The organism is Methylococcus capsulatus str. Texas = ATCC 19069 (genome assembly GCF_000424685.1).
Lineage (GTDB): Bacteria > Pseudomonadota > Gammaproteobacteria > Methylococcales > Methylococcaceae > Methylococcus > Methylococcus capsulatus.
This window is the reverse complement of sequence record NZ_AUKJ01000019.1, coordinates 148,366-169,664: the sequence shown is the minus strand read 5'-3', so window position 1 is coordinate 169,664 and position 21,299 is coordinate 148,366. Positions and strand designations below refer to the sequence as shown.

General features: G+C 62.0%; 23 protein-coding genes. 10 read left to right on the top strand and 13 right to left on the bottom strand.

Annotated features, from left to right (window positions below):
* Positions 1-106 precede the first annotated feature (106 nt).
* The 4 genes from H156_RS0108455 to H156_RS0108440 all read left to right on the top strand — a co-directional run bounded on the left by H156_RS0108455 (position 107) and on the right by H156_RS0108440 (position 3,550).
* Positions 107-817, top strand: coding sequence for a urate hydroxylase PuuD (locus H156_RS0108455; protein ID WP_010962156.1), 711 nt, complete (start codon positions 107-109; stop codon positions 815-817).
* Between the two features lie 241 nt (positions 818-1,058).
* Positions 1,059-1,940: a DMT family transporter gene (locus tag H156_RS0108450; RefSeq protein WP_017365736.1), complete on the top strand. Its 882-nt coding sequence runs from the start codon at positions 1,059-1,061 to the stop codon at positions 1,938-1,940.
* Between the two features lie 10 nt (positions 1,941-1,950).
* Positions 1,951-2,919, top strand: coding sequence for a 2-hydroxyacid dehydrogenase (locus tag H156_RS0108445; protein WP_017365737.1), 969 nt, complete (start codon positions 1,951-1,953; stop codon positions 2,917-2,919).
* Between the two features lie 28 nt (positions 2,920-2,947).
* The gene (locus H156_RS0108440) at positions 2,948-3,550 is read left to right on the top strand and encodes an IMPACT family protein (RefSeq protein ID WP_017365738.1); all 603 of its coding nucleotides are present in this window, start codon (positions 2,948-2,950) and stop codon (positions 3,548-3,550) included.
* Between the two features lie 3 nt (positions 3,551-3,553).
* On the opposite strand, the gene pgl is transcribed toward H156_RS0108440, so the two are convergent.
* The 3 genes from pgl to H156_RS17650 all read right to left on the bottom strand — a co-directional run bounded on the left by pgl (position 3,554) and on the right by H156_RS17650 (position 6,386).
* On the bottom strand, positions 3,554-4,261 hold the full coding sequence (gene pgl / locus H156_RS0108435) for a 6-phosphogluconolactonase (RefSeq protein ID WP_017365739.1): 708 nt from the start codon (positions 4,259-4,261) through the stop codon (positions 3,554-3,556).
* An 11-nt stretch (positions 4,262-4,272) separates the two neighbouring features.
* Entirely contained in the window at positions 4,273-5,757 is a 1,485-nt protein-coding gene (zwf, locus tag H156_RS0108430; protein ID WP_017365740.1) for a glucose-6-phosphate dehydrogenase, read from the bottom strand.
* 104 nt (positions 5,758-5,861) lie between these two features.
* The gene (locus H156_RS17650; RefSeq protein ID WP_017365741.1) at positions 5,862-6,386 is read right to left on the bottom strand and encodes a septal ring lytic transglycosylase RlpA family protein; all 525 of its coding nucleotides are present in this window, start codon (positions 6,384-6,386) and stop codon (positions 5,862-5,864) included.
* On the opposite strand from H156_RS17650, the gene H156_RS17020 reads away from it, so the two are divergent.
* Positions 6,376-6,618, top strand: a complete 243-nt coding sequence (locus tag H156_RS17020) for a hypothetical protein (protein ID WP_010962163.1) — start codon at positions 6,376-6,378, stop codon at positions 6,616-6,618. The two genes, H156_RS17650 and H156_RS17020, sit on opposite strands and share 11 nt — an antisense overlap.
* Before the next feature lie 170 nt (positions 6,619-6,788).
* Here the strand turns inward: H156_RS17020 and H156_RS0108420 are convergent, their stop codons facing one another.
* Positions 6,789-9,179 carry a PKD domain-containing protein gene (locus H156_RS0108420; protein ID WP_238536883.1) on the bottom strand — a complete coding sequence of 797 codons (2,391 nt, stop codon included), beginning with the start codon at positions 9,177-9,179 and terminating at the stop codon, positions 6,789-6,791.
* Positions 9,180-9,620: 441 nt separating this feature from the next.
* On the opposite strand from H156_RS0108420, the gene gmk reads away from it, so the two are divergent.
* Positions 9,621-10,235 carry a guanylate kinase gene (gmk, locus tag H156_RS0108415; protein ID WP_017365744.1) on the top strand — a complete coding sequence of 205 codons (615 nt, stop codon included), beginning with the start codon at positions 9,621-9,623 and terminating at the stop codon, positions 10,233-10,235.
* Here gmk and H156_RS0108410 read toward each other — a convergent pair whose 3' ends face one another.
* From H156_RS0108410 to msrA, 4 genes are all read right to left on the bottom strand, one after another.
* Positions 10,236-10,790 carry a response regulator transcription factor gene (locus H156_RS0108410; protein ID WP_010962166.1) on the bottom strand — a complete coding sequence of 185 codons (555 nt, stop codon included), beginning with the start codon at positions 10,788-10,790 and terminating at the stop codon, positions 10,236-10,238.
* Positions 10,787-12,136, bottom strand: coding sequence for an ATP-binding protein (locus H156_RS0108405; RefSeq protein ID WP_017365745.1), 1,350 nt, complete (start codon positions 12,134-12,136; stop codon positions 10,787-10,789). The genes H156_RS0108410 and H156_RS0108405 overlap by 4 nt, the downstream gene beginning before the upstream one ends.
* Positions 12,137-12,500: 364 nt before the next feature.
* The gene (locus H156_RS15990; RefSeq protein WP_017365746.1) at positions 12,501-13,295 is read right to left on the bottom strand and encodes a M48 family metallopeptidase; all 795 of its coding nucleotides are present in this window, start codon (positions 13,293-13,295) and stop codon (positions 12,501-12,503) included.
* Between the two features lie 33 nt (positions 13,296-13,328).
* Positions 13,329-13,997, bottom strand: a complete 669-nt coding sequence (msrA, locus tag H156_RS0108395) for a peptide-methionine (S)-S-oxide reductase MsrA (RefSeq protein ID WP_017365747.1) — start codon at positions 13,995-13,997, stop codon at positions 13,329-13,331.
* 78 nt (positions 13,998-14,075) lie between these two features.
* On the opposite strand from msrA, the gene hslO reads away from it, so the two are divergent.
* Together hslO and H156_RS0108385 are read left to right on the top strand one after the other, a co-directional pair.
* The gene (gene hslO, locus H156_RS0108390; RefSeq protein ID WP_017365748.1) at positions 14,076-14,945 is read left to right on the top strand and encodes an Hsp33 family molecular chaperone HslO; all 870 of its coding nucleotides are present in this window, start codon (positions 14,076-14,078) and stop codon (positions 14,943-14,945) included.
* A 376-nt stretch (positions 14,946-15,321) separates the two neighbouring features.
* On the top strand, positions 15,322-16,353 hold the full coding sequence (locus tag H156_RS0108385) for a hypothetical protein (RefSeq protein ID WP_017365750.1): 1,032 nt from the start codon (positions 15,322-15,324) through the stop codon (positions 16,351-16,353).
* 66 nt (positions 16,354-16,419) lie between these two features.
* On the opposite strand, the gene yrfG is transcribed toward H156_RS0108385, so the two are convergent.
* Positions 16,420-17,073, bottom strand: coding sequence for a GMP/IMP nucleotidase (gene yrfG, locus H156_RS0108380; protein WP_017365751.1), 654 nt, complete (start codon positions 17,071-17,073; stop codon positions 16,420-16,422).
* A gap of 65 nt (positions 17,074-17,138) precedes the next feature.
* Here yrfG and cysQ point away from each other — a divergent pair, with 65 nt between their 5' ends.
* Positions 17,139-17,957 (top strand): 3'(2'),5'-bisphosphate nucleotidase CysQ, encoded by an 819-nt coding sequence (gene cysQ, locus H156_RS0108375; RefSeq protein WP_017365752.1) that lies wholly within the window; start codon positions 17,139-17,141, stop codon positions 17,955-17,957.
* On the opposite strand, the gene H156_RS0108370 is transcribed toward cysQ, so the two are convergent.
* Both H156_RS0108370 and H156_RS0108365 read right to left on the bottom strand, forming a co-directional pair.
* Positions 17,954-19,018, bottom strand: coding sequence for an MJ1255/VC2487 family glycosyltransferase (locus H156_RS0108370; protein ID WP_010962174.1), 1,065 nt, complete (start codon positions 19,016-19,018; stop codon positions 17,954-17,956). The genes cysQ and H156_RS0108370 overlap by 4 nt on opposite strands.
* Positions 19,015-19,542, bottom strand: coding sequence for a phosphatase PAP2 family protein (locus tag H156_RS0108365; RefSeq protein ID WP_010962175.1), 528 nt, complete (start codon positions 19,540-19,542; stop codon positions 19,015-19,017). Before H156_RS0108365 ends, H156_RS0108370 begins: the two co-directional genes overlap by 4 nt.
* 81 nt (positions 19,543-19,623) lie before the next feature.
* On the opposite strand from H156_RS0108365, the gene H156_RS0108360 reads away from it, so the two are divergent.
* The gene (locus tag H156_RS0108360; RefSeq protein WP_017365753.1) at positions 19,624-20,379 is read left to right on the top strand and encodes a pteridine reductase; all 756 of its coding nucleotides are present in this window, start codon (positions 19,624-19,626) and stop codon (positions 20,377-20,379) included.
* Here the strand turns inward: H156_RS0108360 and folK are convergent.
* Positions 20,376-20,870, bottom strand: coding sequence for a 2-amino-4-hydroxy-6-hydroxymethyldihydropteridine diphosphokinase (gene folK, locus H156_RS0108355; protein WP_010962177.1), 495 nt, complete (start codon positions 20,868-20,870; stop codon positions 20,376-20,378). The two genes, H156_RS0108360 and folK, sit on opposite strands and share 4 nt — an antisense overlap.
* Positions 20,863-21,228 (bottom strand): dihydroneopterin aldolase, encoded by a 366-nt coding sequence (gene folB / locus H156_RS0108350; protein WP_017365754.1) that lies wholly within the window; start codon positions 21,226-21,228, stop codon positions 20,863-20,865. The genes folK and folB overlap by 8 nt, the downstream gene beginning before the upstream one ends.
* Positions 21,229-21,299: the final 71 nt, after the last annotated feature.

The following is a 21,299-nucleotide window of genomic DNA, read 5'->3' as shown; positions in this document are numbered from 1 at the left end:
GAATACAGGTCTTGACAAATCCTGTAGACCGCTCCGCCGGATACCCGGCGGCCACCGTCTGCCGCAACATACTACAACGCCAATAACGACCTTTGAGGAGGAAAACATGGAAATCATCACGACCAAAGCCGGCATCGAAATGCTGTTGCGTTGGGGGCATTTTCTGGGCGGTATCACCTGGATCGGGCTGCTCTATTATTTCAATTTCGTCCAGACCGAATACATGAAGGAAGCGGACGCCGGCGCCAAATCGGACGTGCTGCGCAAGCTGGCACCCAGGGCGCTGTGGTGGTTCCGCTGGGGGGCGATGGCGACCTTCCTGACCGGCATTGCCATCATGGGGGTGCGGGGCGGCGGCATGTCGATCGACATCTACGTCGGCGCCCTGCTCGGCACGCTGATGTTCCTGAACGTGTGGCTGGTGATCTGGCCCAACCAGAAGATCGTCATCGCCTCCGCGGAAGGCGTGGCGGCGGGCGGCGAGCCGCTGCCGGAAGCGGCCGATGCGCTGGCGGCGGCGGGCGTGGCCTCGCGCAGCAACGCGATGTTCTCGGTGCCGATGCTGTTTTTCATGGGGGCATCCGGCCATTATCCGCACGGCGGCTTCGGGCTGGTCGCGTTCCTGGCGGTTTTCGCCGTAGTCATGGTGCTGGAATACAACGCCGTCTACAAGGCACTGGCCCGCTGCCCGCAATGCAACAGGTTCAAGCTGCCGCCCGCCGGCATTCTCGGCCCGATGGCCAGTGTGCCCGGCGTGATCGGTTGCGGATTCGGCCTCACCGCAGTCCTGTTCCTCATCCTGGAGGTTCTGACCTGAGCCCATTGGCCAGTGCGTTTGACTTGACCGGTAAGCAACGGCGAGAATCGGACCCATGATACTTTCGCTGAAACCCTTCGACTTCGTGAACCTTACGCATCTTTGGCACAAGCCGATGCGATGGGAGGCGCTTGCCTGCGGGGTTCCCTAGAGAGTCGTCCGATCACGGGCGTTTTCGCAACGGAGGCCGCAGGTTCCCACGAATCTGCGGCCTCTTTCTTTTTCCGTCGGGAGCTGTGAGATGAGCGTTACCGTCGCTTACCTGAGCGTCATCCTGCTCTGGGCCACGACTCCGCTGGCCATCAAATGGAGCGGAGAAGGGCCGGGCTATCTGTTCGGCGTCACCAGCCGCATGGCCATCGGCACCCTGTGCGTACTGCTGGTCATGCTCATGCTGCGGCGCCGCATGCCCTGGCACCGGAAAGCGGTCCACACCTACCTGCTCGCATCGATCCAGGTTTATGGTGCCATGCTGGCGGTGTACTGGGCCTCCCAGTTCATTCCTTCCGGCTGGATTTCGGTGGTGTTCGGGCTGTCGCCCCTGCTCACGGCGCTGATGGCGGCGGCCCTGCTGGGCGAGCGCAGCCTTACCGCCGGAAAACTGTCCGGCTACGTGCTGGGATTGGGCGGACTTGGGGCCATCTTCGGTTCAGCCCTAGAGCTGGGGCCGCAAGGGGTCTATGGCATTGCCGGCGTGCTGTTGTCAGCCTTCCTGCAGTGCCTCAGCGCAGTCGGCATCAAGCGGCTGAACGCCAAGCTCCCGGCACTGACGACGGTCGCCGGAGGATTGATGGTCGCCCTGCCGGCTTATCTCGCGACCTGGGCGGCGGTCGATGGCGAGTGGCCGGAGCTATTGCCCACCAGCAGTATCGCCGCCATCGCCTATCTGGGCGCGATCGCCACGACGCTGGGATTCGCCCTCTATTACTATGTGCTGAGTCGTCTTTCGGCTACACGGGTGGCGATGATCAGCCTGATTTCACCGGTGCTCGCCTTGTATCTGGGCCATGTCCTGAACGATGAACCGCTCTCGTTCAGGATCGTCGGCGGCACTGCTCTGATCCTGGCGGCTTTGTTGCTGCACCAGTGGGCCGAACGGCGGGTGGCACAAGAGGCGCAATAAGGGGCGATCGATGCTGAAGGTCCATTTGAACTACGAAACCGGACCGGAACACTGGGCGGACCTGCAAAGCCGGCTCGCTCCCGGCATTCGCTTGAGTTCGGGCGAATGCCGGCCAGCGAACGGCTTCGACATCCTAGTAAGCGGTGAACCGACGTTAGAAGAACTGGAGGGCAATGGCCGCTTGCGCGCGGTGATCGTGCCATGGGTGGGCGTGCCGCTGACAACGCTGGACCGCATGAAGGAATTCCCGTCCATCGCCCTGCACAACCTGCCCTACAATATCGGGCCGACGGCGGAAATGGCGGTGGCCTTGCTCCTGGCCGCCGCCAAGCGGATCGTACCCTATGACCAACAGCTCCGGCGCGGCTACTGGTCGGGCGAGCATACAGGAGTACCCGGTTCGGTGATGCTGGACGGTGGCTTGGCGGTGATCCTCGGCTATGGCCGCATCGGCAGGCGCGTCGCAGCGGCCTGCCGGGGGCTAGGCATGCGGATTGCCGGCGTCCGGCGCAATCCCGGGACATCCGCCGAGGAATACGCCCTCGCCGATCTCTCGGGACTCCTGCCGCAGGCGGCGGCGCTCATCGTCTGTCTCCCCCATACCCATCAGACCGACCGTTTGATCGGACGCCGTGAACTGGAGCAGCTACCGTCGAATGCCGTCCTGGTCAATGTGGCGCGCGGGGGCATCGTGAACGAGGAGGCGCTTTATCGGACATTGCAGGCCAGACGAATCTATGCGGCCGGCATCGACGTCTGGTACCGCTATCCTTCTGCAACGGAACGTAAACAGGGGTTGCCGTATCCGCCATCGTCATTCCCTTTTCACACACTGGACAATGTGGTAATGAGCCCGCACCGGGCGGGCTGGTCGGAAGAAAAAGAGCCGGCGCGGATCGCCGAACTTGCAAACATGCTCAATGCCGCCGCCCGCGGCGAGCCGATGCCATACCGGGTCGACCCCCGGCAGGGCTATTGATACACCGTATGACGCGCAGGAGGAGTGAATGAACGGAAAGGGCTTCGTCACCCTGAAAGCGACGGCCGAGCATCGGACCGAGGTGAAAGGTTCGCTGTTCGTGGCCTACGGCGGACGGGCGGATACGCCGGAGCAGGGGCTCGCCTTTCTCCGAACCGTGGCGGCCCGGCATCCCGATGCCTCCCACCTGTGTTGGGCCTACCGAATCGATGATCAGTACCGCTTCAGCGACGCCGGTGAACCGGGCGGTACCGCCGGCCAACCCATCCTCAGGGCCATCGAAGGCCAGGGGCTCGATCACGTGGTGGTCGGAGTGGTCCGCTATTTCGGCGGTACCAAGCTGGGAGCGGGCGGACTGGTGCGGGCCTACGGCGGAACGGCGGCCGAGGCGTTACGCACCGCCGAACGGCAGGAGGAACTGCCGCGGACCGGAATCACGGTGGAAGTGCCGTTCGAGCACATGGGCGCACTTTACCGCCTGCTGGATTCGCTCGGCGTGGAAGAAAGGCGGGAAACGTACACCGAACAGGGCCTGAAGGTCATGGCGAGCCTGCCGGAAAGCCTGGTGGAACACTTCCGGGCGGGCCTGAGGGATGCCACACGCGGTCAATCTTCCCTGCTCGAACCGTAAGGCTCAGGCAAAGTCGAAAGCCTCCAGCGTCACGCAGATGTCCACGCCGCATGCCGGCGTGATCGCCGCCGCCGGCAACGGTTCTCCACAGCGCCAACGCTGAACCGCGCTGAATTTGCCGAAACCGGTCGCCAGGAAGATCACCTCACGGCTTCGACTCAACCGGGCGGCGCTGAGGCTGACACGCTCGGCGCAAAAGCCCGGCGCGTCCGTCACCGCCAGCACGTCAGGACTGTCCGGCTCGGCTCCCCAGTCGCGGCCCGGAAACAGCGCCGCGGTATGTCCGTCCGTGCCCAGGCCGAGCAGAACGAGATCGAATTCTTCGACACCCGCGATCACTTCCGCGTACAGCTCGGCGCCGCGTTGCGGCCCCAACTCCGCGGGAATGGGGTGAATCTGGGTACGGGGAATCGCTCCCTGGTCGAGCCAGACGTCCCGGGCGAGGACGGAATTCCGCCCCGGATTGCCCGCGGGCAAACAGAATTCATCCCCCCAGTAGACATGCCATTGACGCCACTCGGCCTCGGCCCGCGCAGCCGCCAGTCGCCGATAGATGGGCTCCGGGGTCCGACCGCCGGCCAAAACGATGTGGAAAGCCCCGCGGATCGCAATGGCCTCCCAGGCCATCCGCAATATCCCCTTCACCACCCTGATCTCGAAATCCTCTGCCGTGGGGTAGACATGCCAGCGCTTCTGCTGTCTCGGATACATCGGGCTTGCCCTCATAACTGGTTGCGCCAGCTCTGCTCGAGTTTGTCGAACAAACGGTCGGCTTCCAGTGGCCCCCACGAGCCGGCCGGATAGGTGTGGATGAAATCGCGCTGCCGCGTCCAATGCCGGAGTATGGGATCGACCACGCGCCAGGCCCATTCCACCTCATCGAAACGCAGGAACAGCGAACGGTCGCCTTCCATGATATCCAGCAGCAGCGTTTCGTAAGCCTCCAGCGTTTTCTCCCGGCCGCGCCGATAGGACGCGTCGAGCCGGATGATCCGTGTGTCCATCCCAAGACCCGGCTGCTTGGAGTGCAGCTCGATATGCATGCTCTCCGACGGCTGCAGGGAAAGCAAGACCCAGTTGGGCTCGATGAATTCCAGCGGAGTCTCCCGGAACAACTGCTGGGGCGGATGGCGGAAGCGGATGGCGACGAGCGAGAGCTGCTGCGCGAGTCGCTTGCCGGTGCGCAGATAGAAAGGCACGCCGCGCCAGCGCCAGTTGTCGACATAGAACTTGGCGGCGACGAAGGTCTCGGCGATGGAATGAGGCGCCACCCCGGCCTCGTCCTGATAGCCCGGCACGGGGACACCGTCAATCGAGCCAGGACCGTACTGCGCCCGGAACGCATGGGCATTGATCACCTGGTCTTCGATGGGGCGGATCGATCGCAGCACTTTGACCTTCTCATCGCGCAGCGCATCGGCTTCCAGTGCCGGCGGCGGCTCCATGGCCACCAATGTAAGCAACTGCAGTAAATGGTTCTGCAGCATGTCACGGAGCGCACCGGCTTTGTCGTAGTAGTCGGCACGAGTGGAAACGCCCGCCTGTTCCGCCACGGAAATCTGCACGTGATCGATGTAATTGCGGTTCCAGAGCGGCTCGATGAGCGTGTTGGCGAAGCGGAACACCAGGAGATTCTGGACCGTTTCCTTGCCCAGATAATGATCAATCCGGTAAATCTGTTCCTCGTCGAAGGCGTCGTGCAACAACCGGTTCAGTTGCCTGGCGCTGTCGATGTCTTCGCCGAAGGGCTTTTCCACCACGATCCGATGCAGACCGCGTGGCCGGTTCAATCCGGCCTGCTCGAGCCGCTGGATGACCTCCCCGAAATCGGAAGGTTTGAGAGACAAATAGAACGCTGCGTGGGCGCAGCTCTGGTCGGCGCAGAGCCTGTCGCTCAGGATCTGATAGATGGCCGGATCATGCAGGTCGCCCGCGACATAGGCGAAACGTGCCGCGAAACGCCGATAGACGCGGGCGTTGAACTGTTCGCCCGTGCGCCGCCGGATGCTTTCCTCCAGATGCTGGAGCCAATCGGCCTCACTCCAAGGCCGCCGCCCCAGGGCGATGATCGACATGCCAGCCGGCAAGTGCCCCCCGACATCCAGGCGATAGAGCGCGGGAAGCAGCTTGAGCGCAGCCAGATCGCCCGTGGCTCCGAAAATGACGAAATGGCACGGTAGCGCCTGAGGAGGTTGCTGCAGGGTCATGGAACCACCTTTCCTTGAAGTTCAGAGGATGGGAGCCGGCACGGGCGTCACGCAATGGAACCATGAAACCGCAGGGGACTCAAGCGAACGCCGAATACCCGAGTTCAGTCCAATGCCTCGACTTCGACACGTCCCAAGCCGTTCAGCCGCAATGCCTTTGCCGCACCACGGGAGAGATCGATCAGACGCCCGTCGATGAAAGGTCCGCGATCGTTCACCACGAGAATGATCGACCGACGGTTGCCAAGATTGGTGACCCTGACCCGCGTAGGCAAGGGAAGGGTTCTGTGCGCTGCGCTCAAACCATGGGGGTCGAAACGGGTCCCCATCGCTGTACGCCGGCCGGACTCCTCTCCGTACCAGGATGCAATGCCCCGCTCCCGATATCCCTTGGCACTGGCCAGGGGACGATAAACCCGGCCCTTGACACGATAGGCCCGATTGTAAGCGGCACCCTGGCGAACCGTGAAACGAGACGTTGCTTCGGATCGCGCCATGGACTTGCCATGATCGACATGAGTCGCACAACCCGACAAGAGGACCACGGCCCCCAGACCGAAACGAACGCTGCACAGCAACGCCCGTCCGAGCGGGTGCCTGAGAGCAAGGAAATTTCCCGTGATAGCCATCACCACCGATTCGAAACCCAGGATTGGCAAGAATCAAGTCGGCATCGCGGTGCCGACTTCCGATGGTAAAGCAAGAACCGTGATCAGATTCTTCCCTTCCGTCTCACTGATTTTCCTGCACTCACAGGCAGGCCACGTCGTGTCACGACGACGGAGTCCCCTGGACCGGGAACCAAAATCGCTGAACAGACGGATTTATAAGGGAAAAAACGACACGCCCACCGTCGCCTGATGGCATCACCGGTATTGACGGAGAGGCAAATCCAATGGCGTCACGAAAAAGTGGCTTGAGGATGGAGCGGGAACGAGTGGGCGGCCGGCGGAGAAAGTCATCATCGACCGACAGCAGTGTGCGCGAGTGGGTATCCAGCCCCACCCGCGCACATCAATCCGCGGCGACCGTTATCGCTTCGACAGCGAATCGTAAAGCGCGCCATCGTCCACACAGCTTTCCTTCTTTTTCAAAGGAACGCACACCTTGACCGTTCCTTCGCAGACGTTTTGCTGCGTATCGGTCACGCTGAAGCCGATGGTGTAGACCCGCCCGTTGCCGTTTTTCTTCTTGCCGGCGCGCTCGGCCCGCAACCTCACCTTGTCACCCGTCGCCTTGTGCACGATGACCGCGTCGGGACTGCTGTCGGCACTGTTGATCCGGCGGACCGGCTCGTCCTGCATGACCGAAAGAATCTTGACCGTCATCGCATTCGACGCTGGAGACTGAGCGCTTTCCCCGAGCTCCTTGAGAAGGATGCGCCGCATCTTGTGATCCGGCGCCCAGAGTCGCGAGGGATCAACCACGGCACGATCACAGACGGGATTCGGCGTCGGTGCGGGTGTCGGGCTGGGACTGGACGTCGGAGCCGGTGTCGGTGTCGGATTCGGGGACGTGGTGGGCGCCGGGGTCGGAGATGCCGTCGGTGCCGGGCTCGGAGAGGCGCCCGCGCTCAGGACTTTCACGTTCATCGACGCACTGGCCGTCAGAAAGCCGTCGCTGACGGTGAGCTGAAATGCCAGCGTGTCGTTCCCGGCCGTCACCGCCGGAGCGACGAAGCTCGGCGCCCCTGTGTCAGCGCCGTTCAGAACCACCGCGGGTCCGCCGGTTTGAACCCACGCATATGTCAAAGGATCACCGTCCGGGTCGGTGCTGCCGCTGCCGTTCAGGTTCACGGTGTCGCCGGTATGCACCGTCAGATCGGTGCCCGCGTTCGCCACCGGCGGATGATTGGTGTTTTCCACGGTCACATTGACACTCGAAGGGGTCGATGCCAACCCCTCCTCGTCGGTCACCGTGAGAGAGAACGTGCAGGTTTGCGGCGTCTGGCCGACCAGGGGTGCCGTGAAACCCGGCGAGGAGGTCGTGCTGTTGTCCAACACCACCGTGTTGCACGGCTCGCCTGCCGAAACATTACTCCATGCATAGGTAAGCTTTCCCCCTTCCGGGTCATAGCTGCCGGAGCCATCGAGATGCACGCTTGCCCCCGCCCTCACCGTCTGCGCGTCACCGGCATCGGCGACCGGCGGCTGATTGATGGCGTTGCTGGACACCACGGTGACGTCGATGAGTTCCTCGTCACTGAACAGGCCGTCACTGACCCTCAATTTGAAGCTCAGCACCTTGCTTTTTTGGCCTGATCCCAGGACGGGGGTGGTGAAACTCGCGGTAGCGGTGTCGGCTCCCTTCAGACTGACGCCCGGACCTCCGACCTGCGACCAGGAGAAAACCGGGCATGGCTTCGGAGCCCCCTGCCGTGAACAGGCCGGCGCGGTGCTGTGGGAACCGTCCAGCGTCACCTTTACGTTCTCGGCGATGTTACCGGCGGGTCCCTCGACCACCGCCGACGGGAGATTCGGCGTGAGCAACAGACCACGCCGGTTCGCTCCGGTTCTTGCCGTGAGCGCGATCTGACCGGCGTTGTTGATGGCGATACCCTGAATCTCGGTGGCCGACACGATGTTCGCCTCCGCCGGAATCAGATCATGCAAGTCATACATCTTGCCATCGCTGTAGAGGAAACCATGCTGCTGACCACCGGGCGTCGTGGACATACCGACGATCTTGCCGGCATCATTGATCCCCAGTGCCTGGCTGCTCCCCCCGCCCAAAGTACCGATGTCCACCATGGCGCCGTTGCTATACACGAATGCGTGGGTCACGCCGGCGGAGACGTCGGAATACCCGACCACCTGGCCGACGTTGTTGATAGCGGTAGCGTAGCTCCTGTCGGCCCCCAGTGTCCCCAGATCGATCTTGTTGCCGTTGTCGTACAGGAATGCGTGAGGAGTCTTGGCGCCCGTTTCTGCATACCCCACAACCTGGCCGGCGTCATTGACACCTGTGCCGAAGCTGGAATCCCCGCCCAGCGTACCGAGGTCGGAAAAAGCGCCGTTGCTGTACAGAAAAGCATGTCTGACGTCTTCGATCTTGGCCCATCCCACGATCTGGCCATTATTGTTGATGGCCGAGGCAACGACGGCCGTGCCCCCTTGAGGCAAGCCGAGATCGACCATCTTTTTATTACCGTAATAACTGTAATAAAACGCAATGGGATTCTGCTCGTTACCCGATTGCCCAACCACGGCAGATGCATTGTTGATGTTCCAGGATTTGCTCCTGCCGCCGGCCAACACCCCGAGATCGATCATGCCGCCATCGGCGAAGAGAAAGGCATGGGGCGAATGCTTGTCGTCCCCGGAATCGAAATAGCCGACAACCTGTCCGCCATCATTGATGTCCGTGACATCGACATTACCGGCGAGTGAGGTGATGGGAGTGACGCTGTAGACGGCCGCCATCACTCCCGACGAAGAAACTGCGCCGTAAGCGCCGATAATCGATATAGCCAATGATTTCAAATGGAATTTATCGTTGAATGGATTCATGTCCTCACCCGTTGCCCAAATCATCTGCACTGCCATTGGATACGTGGGACCGCATTCTTACCCCTACTCGCCGGTGCCCCGTGACAGTTCCTGCAACCATCGAAGCTTACAAGTCCTCAGCCAATGTTATCTAAAGTACACCATATCGGCCCTCAATCAACCCCAATGCCCCCCGCTTGCCCGGATCAGACGGGGCCCGAGCCGGGCGCGACGCCTATAGCCGTCACGGCGTCTCCTGTTGGTACCCCGCTCGCCAAGAAAGTTCCCTCCCCTGATAGAATACGGCCGTCCCGGATCGGCACCCTCAACTCCATCCCTACAGCGAATTTCAGGCCATCACCCCCGGACCGCCCCATGACACAGGGACTCCTTTACGTCATCTCCGCCCCCTCGGGCGCAGGAAAAACCAGTCTGGTCAGCGCGCTGTGCGCTGGTGCTCCGGACCTCGCGGTGTCGGTGTCGCACACGACCCGCCCCCAGCGGCCCGGTGAAATGCCCGGCCAGGACTACTGGTTCGTGGACAAGGCGGAGTTCGAAAAAATGATCGCGAACGAAGCATTTCTGGAATACGCCCGTGTTTTCGACAACTATTACGGCACGGCGAAAACGACGGTCGAGGAGGTGCTGGCGAGCGGGCGAGACGCCGTCCTCGAAATCGACTGGCAAGGCGCCCGCCAGGTCCGCCGACTGATGCCCGCATGCGTGTCGGTCTTCATCCTGCCGCCCTCCCGTCAGGCGCTGGAACAACGCCTGCGCACCCGCCAGCAGGATTCTGAAGCGGTGATCGCCCGCCGCATGGAGGCAGCCATTTCCGAAATGTCGCATTATGCGGAATACGATTACCTGATCGTCAACGACGACTTCAACCTCGCCCTGAACCAGCTCCGTGCCATCGTCCAAACCCAGCGCCTCACCGTCCAGCGCCAGGCGCCGCGGCTGGGACGCCTGATCGCCGATCTTCTGGGCTGATCACTCTTTGACGGGCCTCTTCTCGAGCTTGCGCTGCAGCGTGCGGCGGTGCATCCCGAGCGCGCGCGCCGCCGCCGAAATATTGCCGTCGTGCTCGATCAGGATCTTCTGCAGATGTTCCCATTCGAGCCGTTTCACTGAAAGCGGCTTTTCCTTGATTTCGACCGAGGCATCGCCCTCGTCCTTGTGGAGAGCTGCCAGAATTTCGTCCGTGTCGGCCGGCTTGGTGAGATAGTGGGTAGCCCCCAGCTTGATGGCTTCGACCGCGGTCGCGATGCTTGCAAACCCGGTCAGCACGACGATACGGGTGTTGGAATCCAGTTCGTGCAGACGCTTCACCAGGGTCAGCCCCGATTCGTGGCCGATGCGCAGATCGACGACCGCGTATTCCGGCTCGATCCGCGCGGCCAGATCGAGCCCCGTTTCCACGTCGTTGGCGGCATGCACGGTGTAATTCCGCCGCGCCAAGGCCTGGCGCAGCACCTCGCAATAGGTGGGATCGTCATCCACAAGGAGCAGATGGGGACTCTCGTTTTTCTCTTCGTGCGTGCTCATGTCGATGATGGCATCAGGGGTAGAATGATGCGGGTCCGGGTACCGCCCTGCATCCGGGTGGACATGCTGATGACGCCACCCAGCCGTTCGATGGTGGAGAACGCCAGGAACAAACCGACGCCCAGGCCATGATCCTTGGTCGTCACCGGCGACTTGCCCAGCTGCTGCCTGAGTTCGGGCGTCACCCCGGGCCCATGGTCGATGACGTCCAGCGTCACCCGTTCCGCGGTCCAGCGCGCTTCGACTTGTATCCCTTCCGGAGACACGTCCGCCGCATTGTTGATGATGTTGACCAGCGCATGGGTCAGACTGCGCTCGGCAATGATCGAGGGAATGGGCCGGGTGCCGTTGCGGTAATAGCCGAGCGGCGTCGGCAGGCTTTGTTGCTTCCAGTCTTCGATGACGGCATCGAGGTAGTCCGGCAACGGCATCACGTGGCCGCTCTCCGCCCGCCCTTCGCCCGCGGAAGCCGACATCACCGCGAGAGCGTTCTTGCAACGCTTGACCTGCTCGCGAAGTATCCGCATCTTCCCCTGGAGATCGTCGCGCTGCTCGGCCTCGAATTCCTGCTCCAGCTCGCTGATCAGGATGGCCATGGTACCCAACGGGGTTCCCATCTCATGGGCGGCACCGGCGGCGAGTGTTCCCAATGCGATCACGCGCTCGTTTCTGAGGCTTTGCTCCCTGACCTCGGCGAGCTTGCGCTCCCGTTCCCGCAGATTTTCCGCCATCTCTGCGACGAAATAGGCCACCAGAGCCGCGCTGAAGACGAACCCGAACCACATGCCGAAGGCGTGCAGCTGCACGTGATGTTCCTCGATGACCGCATGCAGATGGGCATGCTGAGGATCGATCATGAATGCATGGGCCGGGATGGGGGGCGTCAGTGTTTCGGGATTGAGCGCCGGGAGCGGCTGGTAATAACCGATCAAAATCGTGTAGCAGCCGGAAGCCAGGATGACGAGATGCCAGGTGAAGGCACGCGAGAGCACCGTCGCGGCGATGATGAGCGGGAGCAGGAAAAACCAGGCGATGGGATTGTTGGCCCCGCCGGTGAAATAAAGGATCAAGGCAATGGCGAAGACGTCTTCCGTGAGCTGTATGAACAAATCGATCTGTGTGGTCGGTTCCGTATCCGACAGTTTGAGCCAAGTCCACCAGTTGAACAGCGACTGGATCGTCACGATCCCCCACAGCGGCGCTTGGCGCAAAGGAATCTCGAGACCGTAGACGCTGAACAGTATCATGAAGGCCTGAGCGCCGATCATCAGATTGCGGAGAACGAACAACCATTGGAGATTCTTACGGTTGGTATTGTCCGAATCCGAAGGGATAGGGATGTTCATGGAATCGCTCATACGCCTATCTTACTGTTGGGGAGGACGGGGAGGATATCTGCGGCAATTTGCCACAGAGGACGGAACGGGCAGGCAAGCGGCATGTCGAGTCCGTGCACGGGTAAGGATACTCGGCAGAACAAAGGCTTTCGGTCTACCGTCCCGATACGGTACTTGACAAACAGTGCGACATCCTGCCACGCGACAATTTGTCACATTCACGTCACAGGTGTGGCTTGATAACCTAAACCCGTCATCGAGACTACCTCCCTCGAGTTGACGCGCCGCACGGTAGTGCGAGCGACTCCTCCTCTTTCGACGCAGGGCTGATCCCCCTGCGTTTTGTTTGTTCCTTCGACCTGCCCCGGGTTCGTCAACCGCCTCCCGCCCTTATCCCGTCACACTGCGGTCGATGTCCTTGTGCAGCCGCCTGGCGCTGTAAATCGAGCGCCTGGGGCATCCGCTTTGCCAGATCCTGCATGCGGGTGGCGTGCGAAGGATGGGTGGACAGAAATTCGATCGGCTGGCCGCCCCCTGAGTTTGCCATGTTGTTCCATAGTTCGATGCTCTGGCGCGGATCGAAGCCGGCGCGCGCCATGAGATCCAGGCCGAGCAGATCCGCCTCGCTTTCCTGGGTGCGGCTGTAAGGCATCAGAATCCCGTACTGCGCGCCGAGCCCCAGCAGCCCCAGCAGCGTCTTGCCGGAAGAAGACGATGGATCGGCCAAGGCTTGCATGGCATTCAGTCCCTGCTGGACGGCGACCTGCTGGGACAAGCGCTCGTTGGCATGACGGGAAAGCACGTGGGCGACCTCATGGGCCAGCACCGTCGCCAGTTGATCCTGGTTGCGGGCGATACGGAGCATGCCGGTATGGACGCCGATCTTGCCGCCGGGCAGGGCGAAGGCATTGGGGCTGTCCTGCCTGAACAGCACGACCTCCCAGCTTCCGCCGGCTTCGCGCGTCACTGCGTCGGCGACACAGCGCACGTAGTCGTTGGCCTGCCGGTCCGGATCGACCGGCACGTCACGCTTCACAGCGGCAAAGGACTGATCGCCCAGCATCGCCATCTGGCTCTCCGGCAACAGCATGAGCTGGTTCCGCCCCAGAGGCGAAGTGGCACAGGCGCTCATCACGATACCCAGAAGCGGTACGGCTGCTTTCTTCATGGCGGCTGGTCGAGGCGAAACGAAGGGCCGGGATCATATCGGATCGGCTCGCGATTGTTCAATCCGGAAAGGCGGGCACTCGACCCCGGTGCCGCGCAGCCCGCAATAGCCGTTTGGATGCTGCGCCAGGTACTGCTGGTGATAGCTTTCGGCATAATAGAAGTCGGGGGCCATTCGGATTTCCGTCGTGATGCCGCCGCGGCCGGCCCGTTCGAGCGCCCTCTCGTAGGCATCGCGTGACACCAGGGCCCACTGGAGCTGTTCCGGCGTGGTGGCGAAAACCACGGAGCGATACTGTGTCCCCACATCATTGCCCTGACGCATGCCCTGCGTCGGATCGTGCGAGGTCCAGAACACCTGCAGCAGGGCGTCGAAACCGACCTTGTCCGGCTCGTATACGACGAGGACGACCTCGGCATGGCCGGTTCTGCCGGTACACACCTCGTCGTAAGTGGGATTGGGCGTCGACCCTCCGGCGTACCCGACCGCCGTCGAATAGACGCCGGGCAAGGTCCAGAACCGCCGCTCCGCGCCCCAGAAGCACCCCATCCCAAAGAACGCTCTGGCCGTGCCCGACGGGAAAGGCGGCCGGATCCGCCGGCCATGGACGAAGTGCGTCTCGGTCACCTGCAGAGGCGTAGCGCGACCCGGCAGGGCATCGTGAGGATCGGGCAACGCCGACCCGGCTGACTTGAACCACATAGCGAACTCCCGCGTTGAATGAGAGGGAAATGAAAAACCCTATAATGCCGGCCTTTCCATCGGAAGAATGCGGGCATCATGAAAAATTCCGACACCTTTCAGCGCTTCCTGTTCGAAGACATGGGCATCCGCGGCGAACTGGTCCGCCTCGATGCCAGCTGGCAGGCCGTGCTTCAGCGGCACACCTATCCCCTCAACGTGAGCCGTCAGCTGGGCCAGGCCCTCGCCGCCGTGACGCTGCTCTCCGGAACGATCAAGTTCAAAGGGGCCTTGATCATCCAGACCCAGAGCCGGGGACCATTGCACACGTTGGTGGTCCAGGCCACCCATCGCCAGACGATACGGGGCCTTGCCCACTGGCGCGATCCGGTGCCGGAAGGGAACTTGAGCGAAGTTTTCGGGGAGGGCAGGCTGGTCCTCACGATCCAGAAAGAGGGGGAGGAATCCTACCAGGGCGTGGTCTCGCTGGAGGGACAGTGCCTCGCAGCGGCTCTGGAAGGTTATTTCGCCCATTCCGAACAATTGGCGACCCGACTCTGGCTATTCGCGGACGGCCAGCGTGCCGCCGGGCTGTTCCTGCAGGCCCTTCCAACCCAGACGCCTACCGAGGAAGACTGGATGCGGCTGGTCACCCTGGCTGACACGGTCACGGAACACGAAATGCTTCATCTGCCGTTCGAAGACCTGCTCTACCGGCTCTATCACGAGGAAAAAGTACGCCTATTCGAAGCCGAACCCGTGGTATTCCGTTGCTCCTGTTCGCGGCAGCGCATCGAAGACACGCTGCTGGCCCTGGGCAAAGCGGATGTGGAGGACATACTGGCGGAAAAAGGCTGCGTGGAAGTGGATTGCGACTTCTGCAACAAGCGCTACCAGTTCGACCTCGTCGACATTGGCGTCCTGTTCTCCGAAGAAATCAAGAGCCCGCCTTCATCTACCAAGCATTGACTGGTACGACCTCCGGCAGCCAAGTGAAATCACTCGTGTAACCGGCATATCACGCAATCGCATCTCCCCGTTGCTCCCACATGAAGCCGTCCACGGCATGGACGGGAAGGCGCCGGCTCCTCACCCCTGCGGCACGAGGTCGCAGCGCCGGCTGCTTCGCCGAAGACGCGCCGGTGCCGTCCTGGGTGAGCGGGCACGCATCATCGAAAGCGCCCGCCCGAATCAACGACTTGAGCCAGGCACCGCCGTACACTGCGCATCGGATGCCCCGTCAATGTCATTGGCACCGTTATTGCGGAATGGTCACGCCGTAAAAGTGTCATTTTTCTCCAGACCGCAGCCAGCCACCACGCTCCCAACGATACCAGGAAACGACATGCCAGAAGAAAATACCAAGACGTCGGGATATTTCGATCTGCAGTTGAGGTTCGACAGCGCCAACCGGGTGGTATCCATCAAGGTCAACGACATCACGCTCCCCCTGCCTCCATCGGTCGAAGATCCATGCTGCGAGGATTCCGACGGGACATCGTTCACCGGCATGATCATTCCAGACACTTCTACGCCAGCCACCGAAACGACGCCCGCTGGACCTTCGCTGGGCCCGCTTTTGAGGCTCGGCCTGAACGTCGTCGTGGTCATCGGCGCCGTTCTGGCCTTGCAGGGACTCGTCTACTGGAACTATTTCGCCGACGATCCCCAGTTTCTCGACCGCTACGGATGGTGGATGGTGTACCTCGACCTCAGCGTCGTGCCGCTGATCGCGACATTGGGGTATCTCCGCAGCTACATATACGCCCATGCCTCGCACATGATGGGTATGGTGATAGGCATGACCATCGGCATGCAGGTCGGCACCATGATCGGGGGCGTGCTGGGAGCGACCAACGGCTTTTTCGTCGGCGCCATGGTCGGCATGTCGCTCGGCACGCTTTATGGCGTCCTCACAGCCTGGTGCTGCGGGCCGATGGCCGTCATCCATGGCCTCATGGCCGGCGTGATGGGGGGCACCATGGGTGCCATGGTGGTCGTCATGATGATTCCCGACCATGTCCTGATCTTCATGCCCGTCTTCACCACGGCCAATCTGCTGATCCTGATCTGGTTCACCTATCTCTTCTACAAGGAAGGTGTGGCAGCGGGCAAATGTCAACTGCGCGGACCGCTGACCCTGGCCCAGCTCAGCTCCTTCAGCCTGGTCACGATCGGCCTGCTGGCAGCGCTCATGGTGCTGGGCCCTAAGGGGCCGATGGTCTGGAAAGGGCACAAGCGCGCCGCCATGGACGCCGACATGACCGAAAACCCGTTCCAGCCCAGGGAGCCCGGAAAAGACGGCTCATCCACCGACCGGCGGGAAATGGAAATGGCATGCGGGGCCAGGATGATGGAAGGAGGCAATCATCGATGACCCGTCCCTCGATGGGTGACGACGACGAAAGCCTCTCTTCCACTCACGGGAGGCCGGCAAACGTCTTCACTGTGGTGTGATCGCCCGCAAGTCATCTATGGCTGGAAACTCGGCGATATTCGCCGCCGCCCGCTTGCTGTCCGCCTTGCGCACGGCCACGAGGTACTTGGGCCCCGTTTGCCGAGCCGAACGCAGCACCGGCAGGCTGTCGTCGACCAGCAGAGTGGTTTCCGGATCATAGGGCTCGACGTCGTGCAGGCGCCGCCAGAACAGAGGGTCCTCCTTCGGCAGGCCGATGGCATGCGAGCTGATGATGGCGTCGAAGAAGACGTTGAGGGCGGTTTTCTCGAGCTTGAGTCCCAGGCTTTTGGGATGGGCATTGGTCACCAGGACCAGCCGCAGCCCCGCCGACCGCGCCGCATCGAGAAATTCGGTCACATGGGGCAGGACCGCGATCAATCCGGCGATTTCGGCTTTCATGGCCGGAATGTCCAGCCCCAGCACCCGGCTCCAGTAATCCAGGCAATACCACTCCAGCCGGCCTTCCATCGCCCGGAACCTCGGCATCAGCTCCGCCTTGGCTTCCGCCAGGCTCAGGCCGTTGCGGTCGGCATAGCGCCGGGGCACGAATTCGAGCCAGAAGTGGTTATCGAAATTGAGATCCAGCAACGTGCCGTCCATGTCGAGAAACACGCTGCGCATGCGCTTCCAGGGAATCATCGGTTACCATGTTTCGCTTGATTTGTCGAAAGCCCAGCCCAGTGAGTAGCCAAGGAAATCAGTCCATGCCCATCATGAAGGAGCCTTCCCGCCTGCTCGAATCCGTGGTCGCGCTGGCCAAGGAGGCCGGCCGGGCTATCCTCGCGATCTATGACTCGGAGTTCAGCGTCACGCAGAAATCCGACCAATCACCACTGACGGCGGCGGATCTGGCATCGCATGAGTTGATTGTAGCCGGACTGGCTCGTCTGAGACCCCAATTTCCGGTACTTTCGGAAGAGTCAGCGGCTCACGCGTTCGAAGACAGGAAAAACTGGTCTTCGCTCTGGCTGGTCGACCCGCTGGACGGCACCAAGGAATTCGTGAAAAGAAACGGGGAATTCACGGTGAACATCGCCCTGATCCATGAACACGCGCCCGTCCTGGGCGTCGTTCACGCCCCTGCGCTGGACCTGACGTATTTCGCCGCCGAAGGTTGTGGCGCCTTTCGCCAGCACGGCGACCAGACACCGCAACGCATCCGGGTGCGCGCCCAGGCACCGCTGCATCCCGTCGTCGTCGGCAGCCGGTCGCACGTGAATGCTGCGATGGAGACTTATCTGAACCGGCTGGGAGAATGTAAATTGCGGCCGATGGGCAGTTCGCTCAAACTCTGTCTGGTGGCGGAAGGAACCGCCGATCTGTATCCCCGGATCGGTCCGACTTCCGAATGGGATACGGCGGCGGCACATTGCGTCGTCACCGAGGCCGGCGGCGCGGTGACCGACCTCACGGGCGCCCCGCTCGTGTATAACGCAAGAGACAGTCTGTTGAATCCTTACTTCCTGGTGTTCGGCGACAAGAGCCGTCCCTGGCTCGACTACACGCGAGGAATCGAAGGCTAGGCGGCGTTGGCCCGGCGCTCGGGGTCGGCGCCATAATCGTAGCGGACCTCGTCCCACACGCTGCGGACCCAGGCATGGTCGATGTGCCGATCGCCGCTTTTCAGCCAGCCGACGATGTGGGACGCCACGTTGGGGTAGACGACCCGGACGGCATGGCCGTTCCTCAGCCAATGTATCACCGACGCCCGGTCCAGCTCCGGCATCACCGCGCCGAGCTGCGTCTGTTCCAGCCCCAGGGCGTTGGAAAGCTGCTCCATTTGCGCTCTCAGCGGCTTGACCAGCAGCTTCTTGCCCATCTGCAAGGCCTCGCTCGCCAGTTCGAATCCGGCATTGCAGATCACCGAGCTGCAGTCACGCAGGTCCCGCTGGAAGCCGGCACGGGACAGTTGCTTGATATGGATGTGCTCGGGCCGGTCCCGGCTGACCGCCGGGCTGTAGACGTGGAATTCGTATTCGCGCAGGGGCGCCAACAGCGCCACGATCTCGCGGATGTCCTCGAAAGGGAGATAGACCAGAACCTTTTGCTCGAGCACCGCTTCCGGTTCCGGCGGCGTTTCGATGACCGGCGGCAGGATCGGCTGGTCGAAATGGTGCCAGTGCAGGCCCAGCTCGACGCTGGCCGGGGCGAAATATTTGAGCACGGTACGCGCGAGAATGTCGTCCCCGGTCTTGGGGATGGGATAGCCGAATGCGTATTGATGGCCGATGCCGATGACTTCGCGCTTCTGCATCCTGGCTGCCCAGGCCGTGACCGGCTCGAAATCGGTGATGATCAGGTCGTAATGGGAAAGATCCAGCGTCCGGATGTCCTGGACGAAGCGGAGGACGTCATTGTGAACCGAGGTCTTCAGATAGGAGACCCGTCCGGCCTTGGTCGAAAATGTCAGCCCTTTGCGCCACAGGTAGTCGCCGAAAACCTCCATTTCGAACAGATGATCCCAAGGCCGACCGGTGAACAGATAGGTCACCTCGAACCCGGCCGCCTTGAGCGCGGGCGCCATGACGCGCGCCCGCGTGATGTGGCCGTTGCCCGTAGCCTGGACGCCGTAAAAGATTCTCACGTCAGAAAGACTCCCACGCTGAGGAAAGCGATGCTCGTACCCATGGCCAACCCCACGAGCACATCGGTGGGAAAGTGGACGCCCAGGAAAATGCGCGACAGCCCCACCGCGGCAGCCCAGCCGTATAATGCCGGCAACCAGGCGGGATGGGCGCTGGCGACGACCGTCGCCATCAGGAACGCGCCCGAGGTGTGGCCGGACGGGAAGCTGAACCGGTCGGAAGGAATGATGAAGCTGTGGTAATCCCGGATCGCCGCGGCAGGCCGGTCGCGGCGCAGGCCGTTCTTGACGATGAAATACAGCGGCCGCTCGATCGCGAACGCCAGCAGAGCGGCTTTCAGCAAAGCCCGGCTCAGGTCGTCACCGGCGGCGAACCAGTACAGGCCGAGTAAAGCGTAGAGAAAACCGTCTCCGGTGCGCGAAACCCAACGGCTGCACCGCGCGCAGAGCTCGAGGTGCTTGCGGTTCATGAACCAGATGAACATGAATACGTCGCAACGGTGAATCGCGTGGATCAGTTTCATGGCAACGCTCCGGGGAAACGAATGCTTCGGCCAGCATAGAGGACGACCATGACAGCAAGCGGTCGCTACGGTGACGATTCGATGAAGACTTCAGTGGGACCGGCGGCGGGGAAGGTGGCTCTGATCACGGGAGCGGCCCGCCGAGTCGGTGCAGCCATTGCCGCCCACCTGCACGATCAAGGCTACCGCATCATCGTGCATTACCATCGCTCGGAAACGGATGCCGCGACGCTTTGCGACGACCTCAACCGCCGCCGCAACGACTCGGCCGCGGCGATCGGCGCGGATCTGCTGGTACTCGAAGCCCTGGAGCCACTGGTCGCGGCGGCGGCCCGACGCTGGGGCCGACTCGACGCACTGGTCAACAATGCATCGGTCTTCTATCCGACCCCCATGGGATCGGTGACCAGCCAGCAGTGGGACGAACTACTGGGCAGCAATCTCCGCGCGCCGTTTTTCCTGGTCCAGCACGCCTTGCCCTGGCTGTCGGCCAACCGGGGCTGCGTGGTGAACCTCGTCGATATCCACGCCGACAGGCCGCTAAAAAACCATCCGGCATACAGCATCGCCAAAGCGGGGTTGGTTGCGCTGACCAGGTCGCTTGCCAAGGAACTGGCACCGGCCATCCGCGTGAATGCGGTAGCGCCGGGTGCGATTCTATGGCCCGAACAGGGCACGGATGCAGACGTACAGGCCGAAATCCTGAACCGCATCCCCTTGGGACGGCCCGGCACTCCACTGGACGTCGCCAAGGCCGTCGCCTGGTTCCTGGACCAAGCCCCCTATGTCACGGGACAGGTGCTCGCTGTGGATGGCGGCCGCAGCCTGTTCGGCTAGGAATGCCAGGACGGGCGGATGCGCACCTGTTGCAGACCGGTCTTGTCGTAACGCTCCCAAAGCTCCCGAAAGCTCACTTCCAGGACTGGATGCTTCAAATCCGGCGCGATTTCCGCAAGCGGCTCGAGCATGAAGGCGTATTCGGTCAGCTCTTTGCGCGGAAGCCTGAGCTTCCCTTCGCTGACGACCGCATCGCCGTATAGCAGCAGGTCGAGGTCCAGGGTCCTGGCGCTGAATTTCTTCGACTCCCGCGTACGTCCATGATCCGCTTCGATCCGGGCCAGTTCATTAGCGACATCGGCGAGCGGCCGCTCCGTCGTGAATCCCACGACGAGGTTGTAGAAAGGGTCGCCCTCGAACCCCACGGCGGCCGTCTCGTAGACGCTGGACACGCGCAGCGGTCCGAAAGCATCGCGCAGTGCCGTGAGCGCCGAAGGAATATGCCTGTCCCGGTCGACGTTGCTGCCGATGCTGACGAAAACCTCAGGCATCGGCCGGCTTTTCCCCGCGCTCGATCAGGACGCCGACATCGCTGGCGCCGCGAATGGCGCCGCGCTTGTTCAGGGTGACACGCACCCAGGGGATCGAGAATTCGTTCAGCAGAATGGCCGCGACCTTCTCGGCCAGGGTTTCCACCAGAAAGAACTGACTGTTTTCGACGAATTCGATGAGACGCTTCGAAACCGCCTTGTAGTCAAGGGCATGGGCGATGTCATCGGTCTCCGCCGCCCTGCGGATGTCGGTCGCCATTTCGAGATCGAGAACGACGGTCTGGCGGATCTCCCGTTCCCAGTCGTAGATGCCTATGATCGTCTCGATCTGCAGGCCCCGCAGAAATATAATGTCCATTTCCGGCCTCTGTCGGTCGCGCGTTCAAGACGGCCATTCGTAACATAGAATTCAAATTCATGACAACTGCG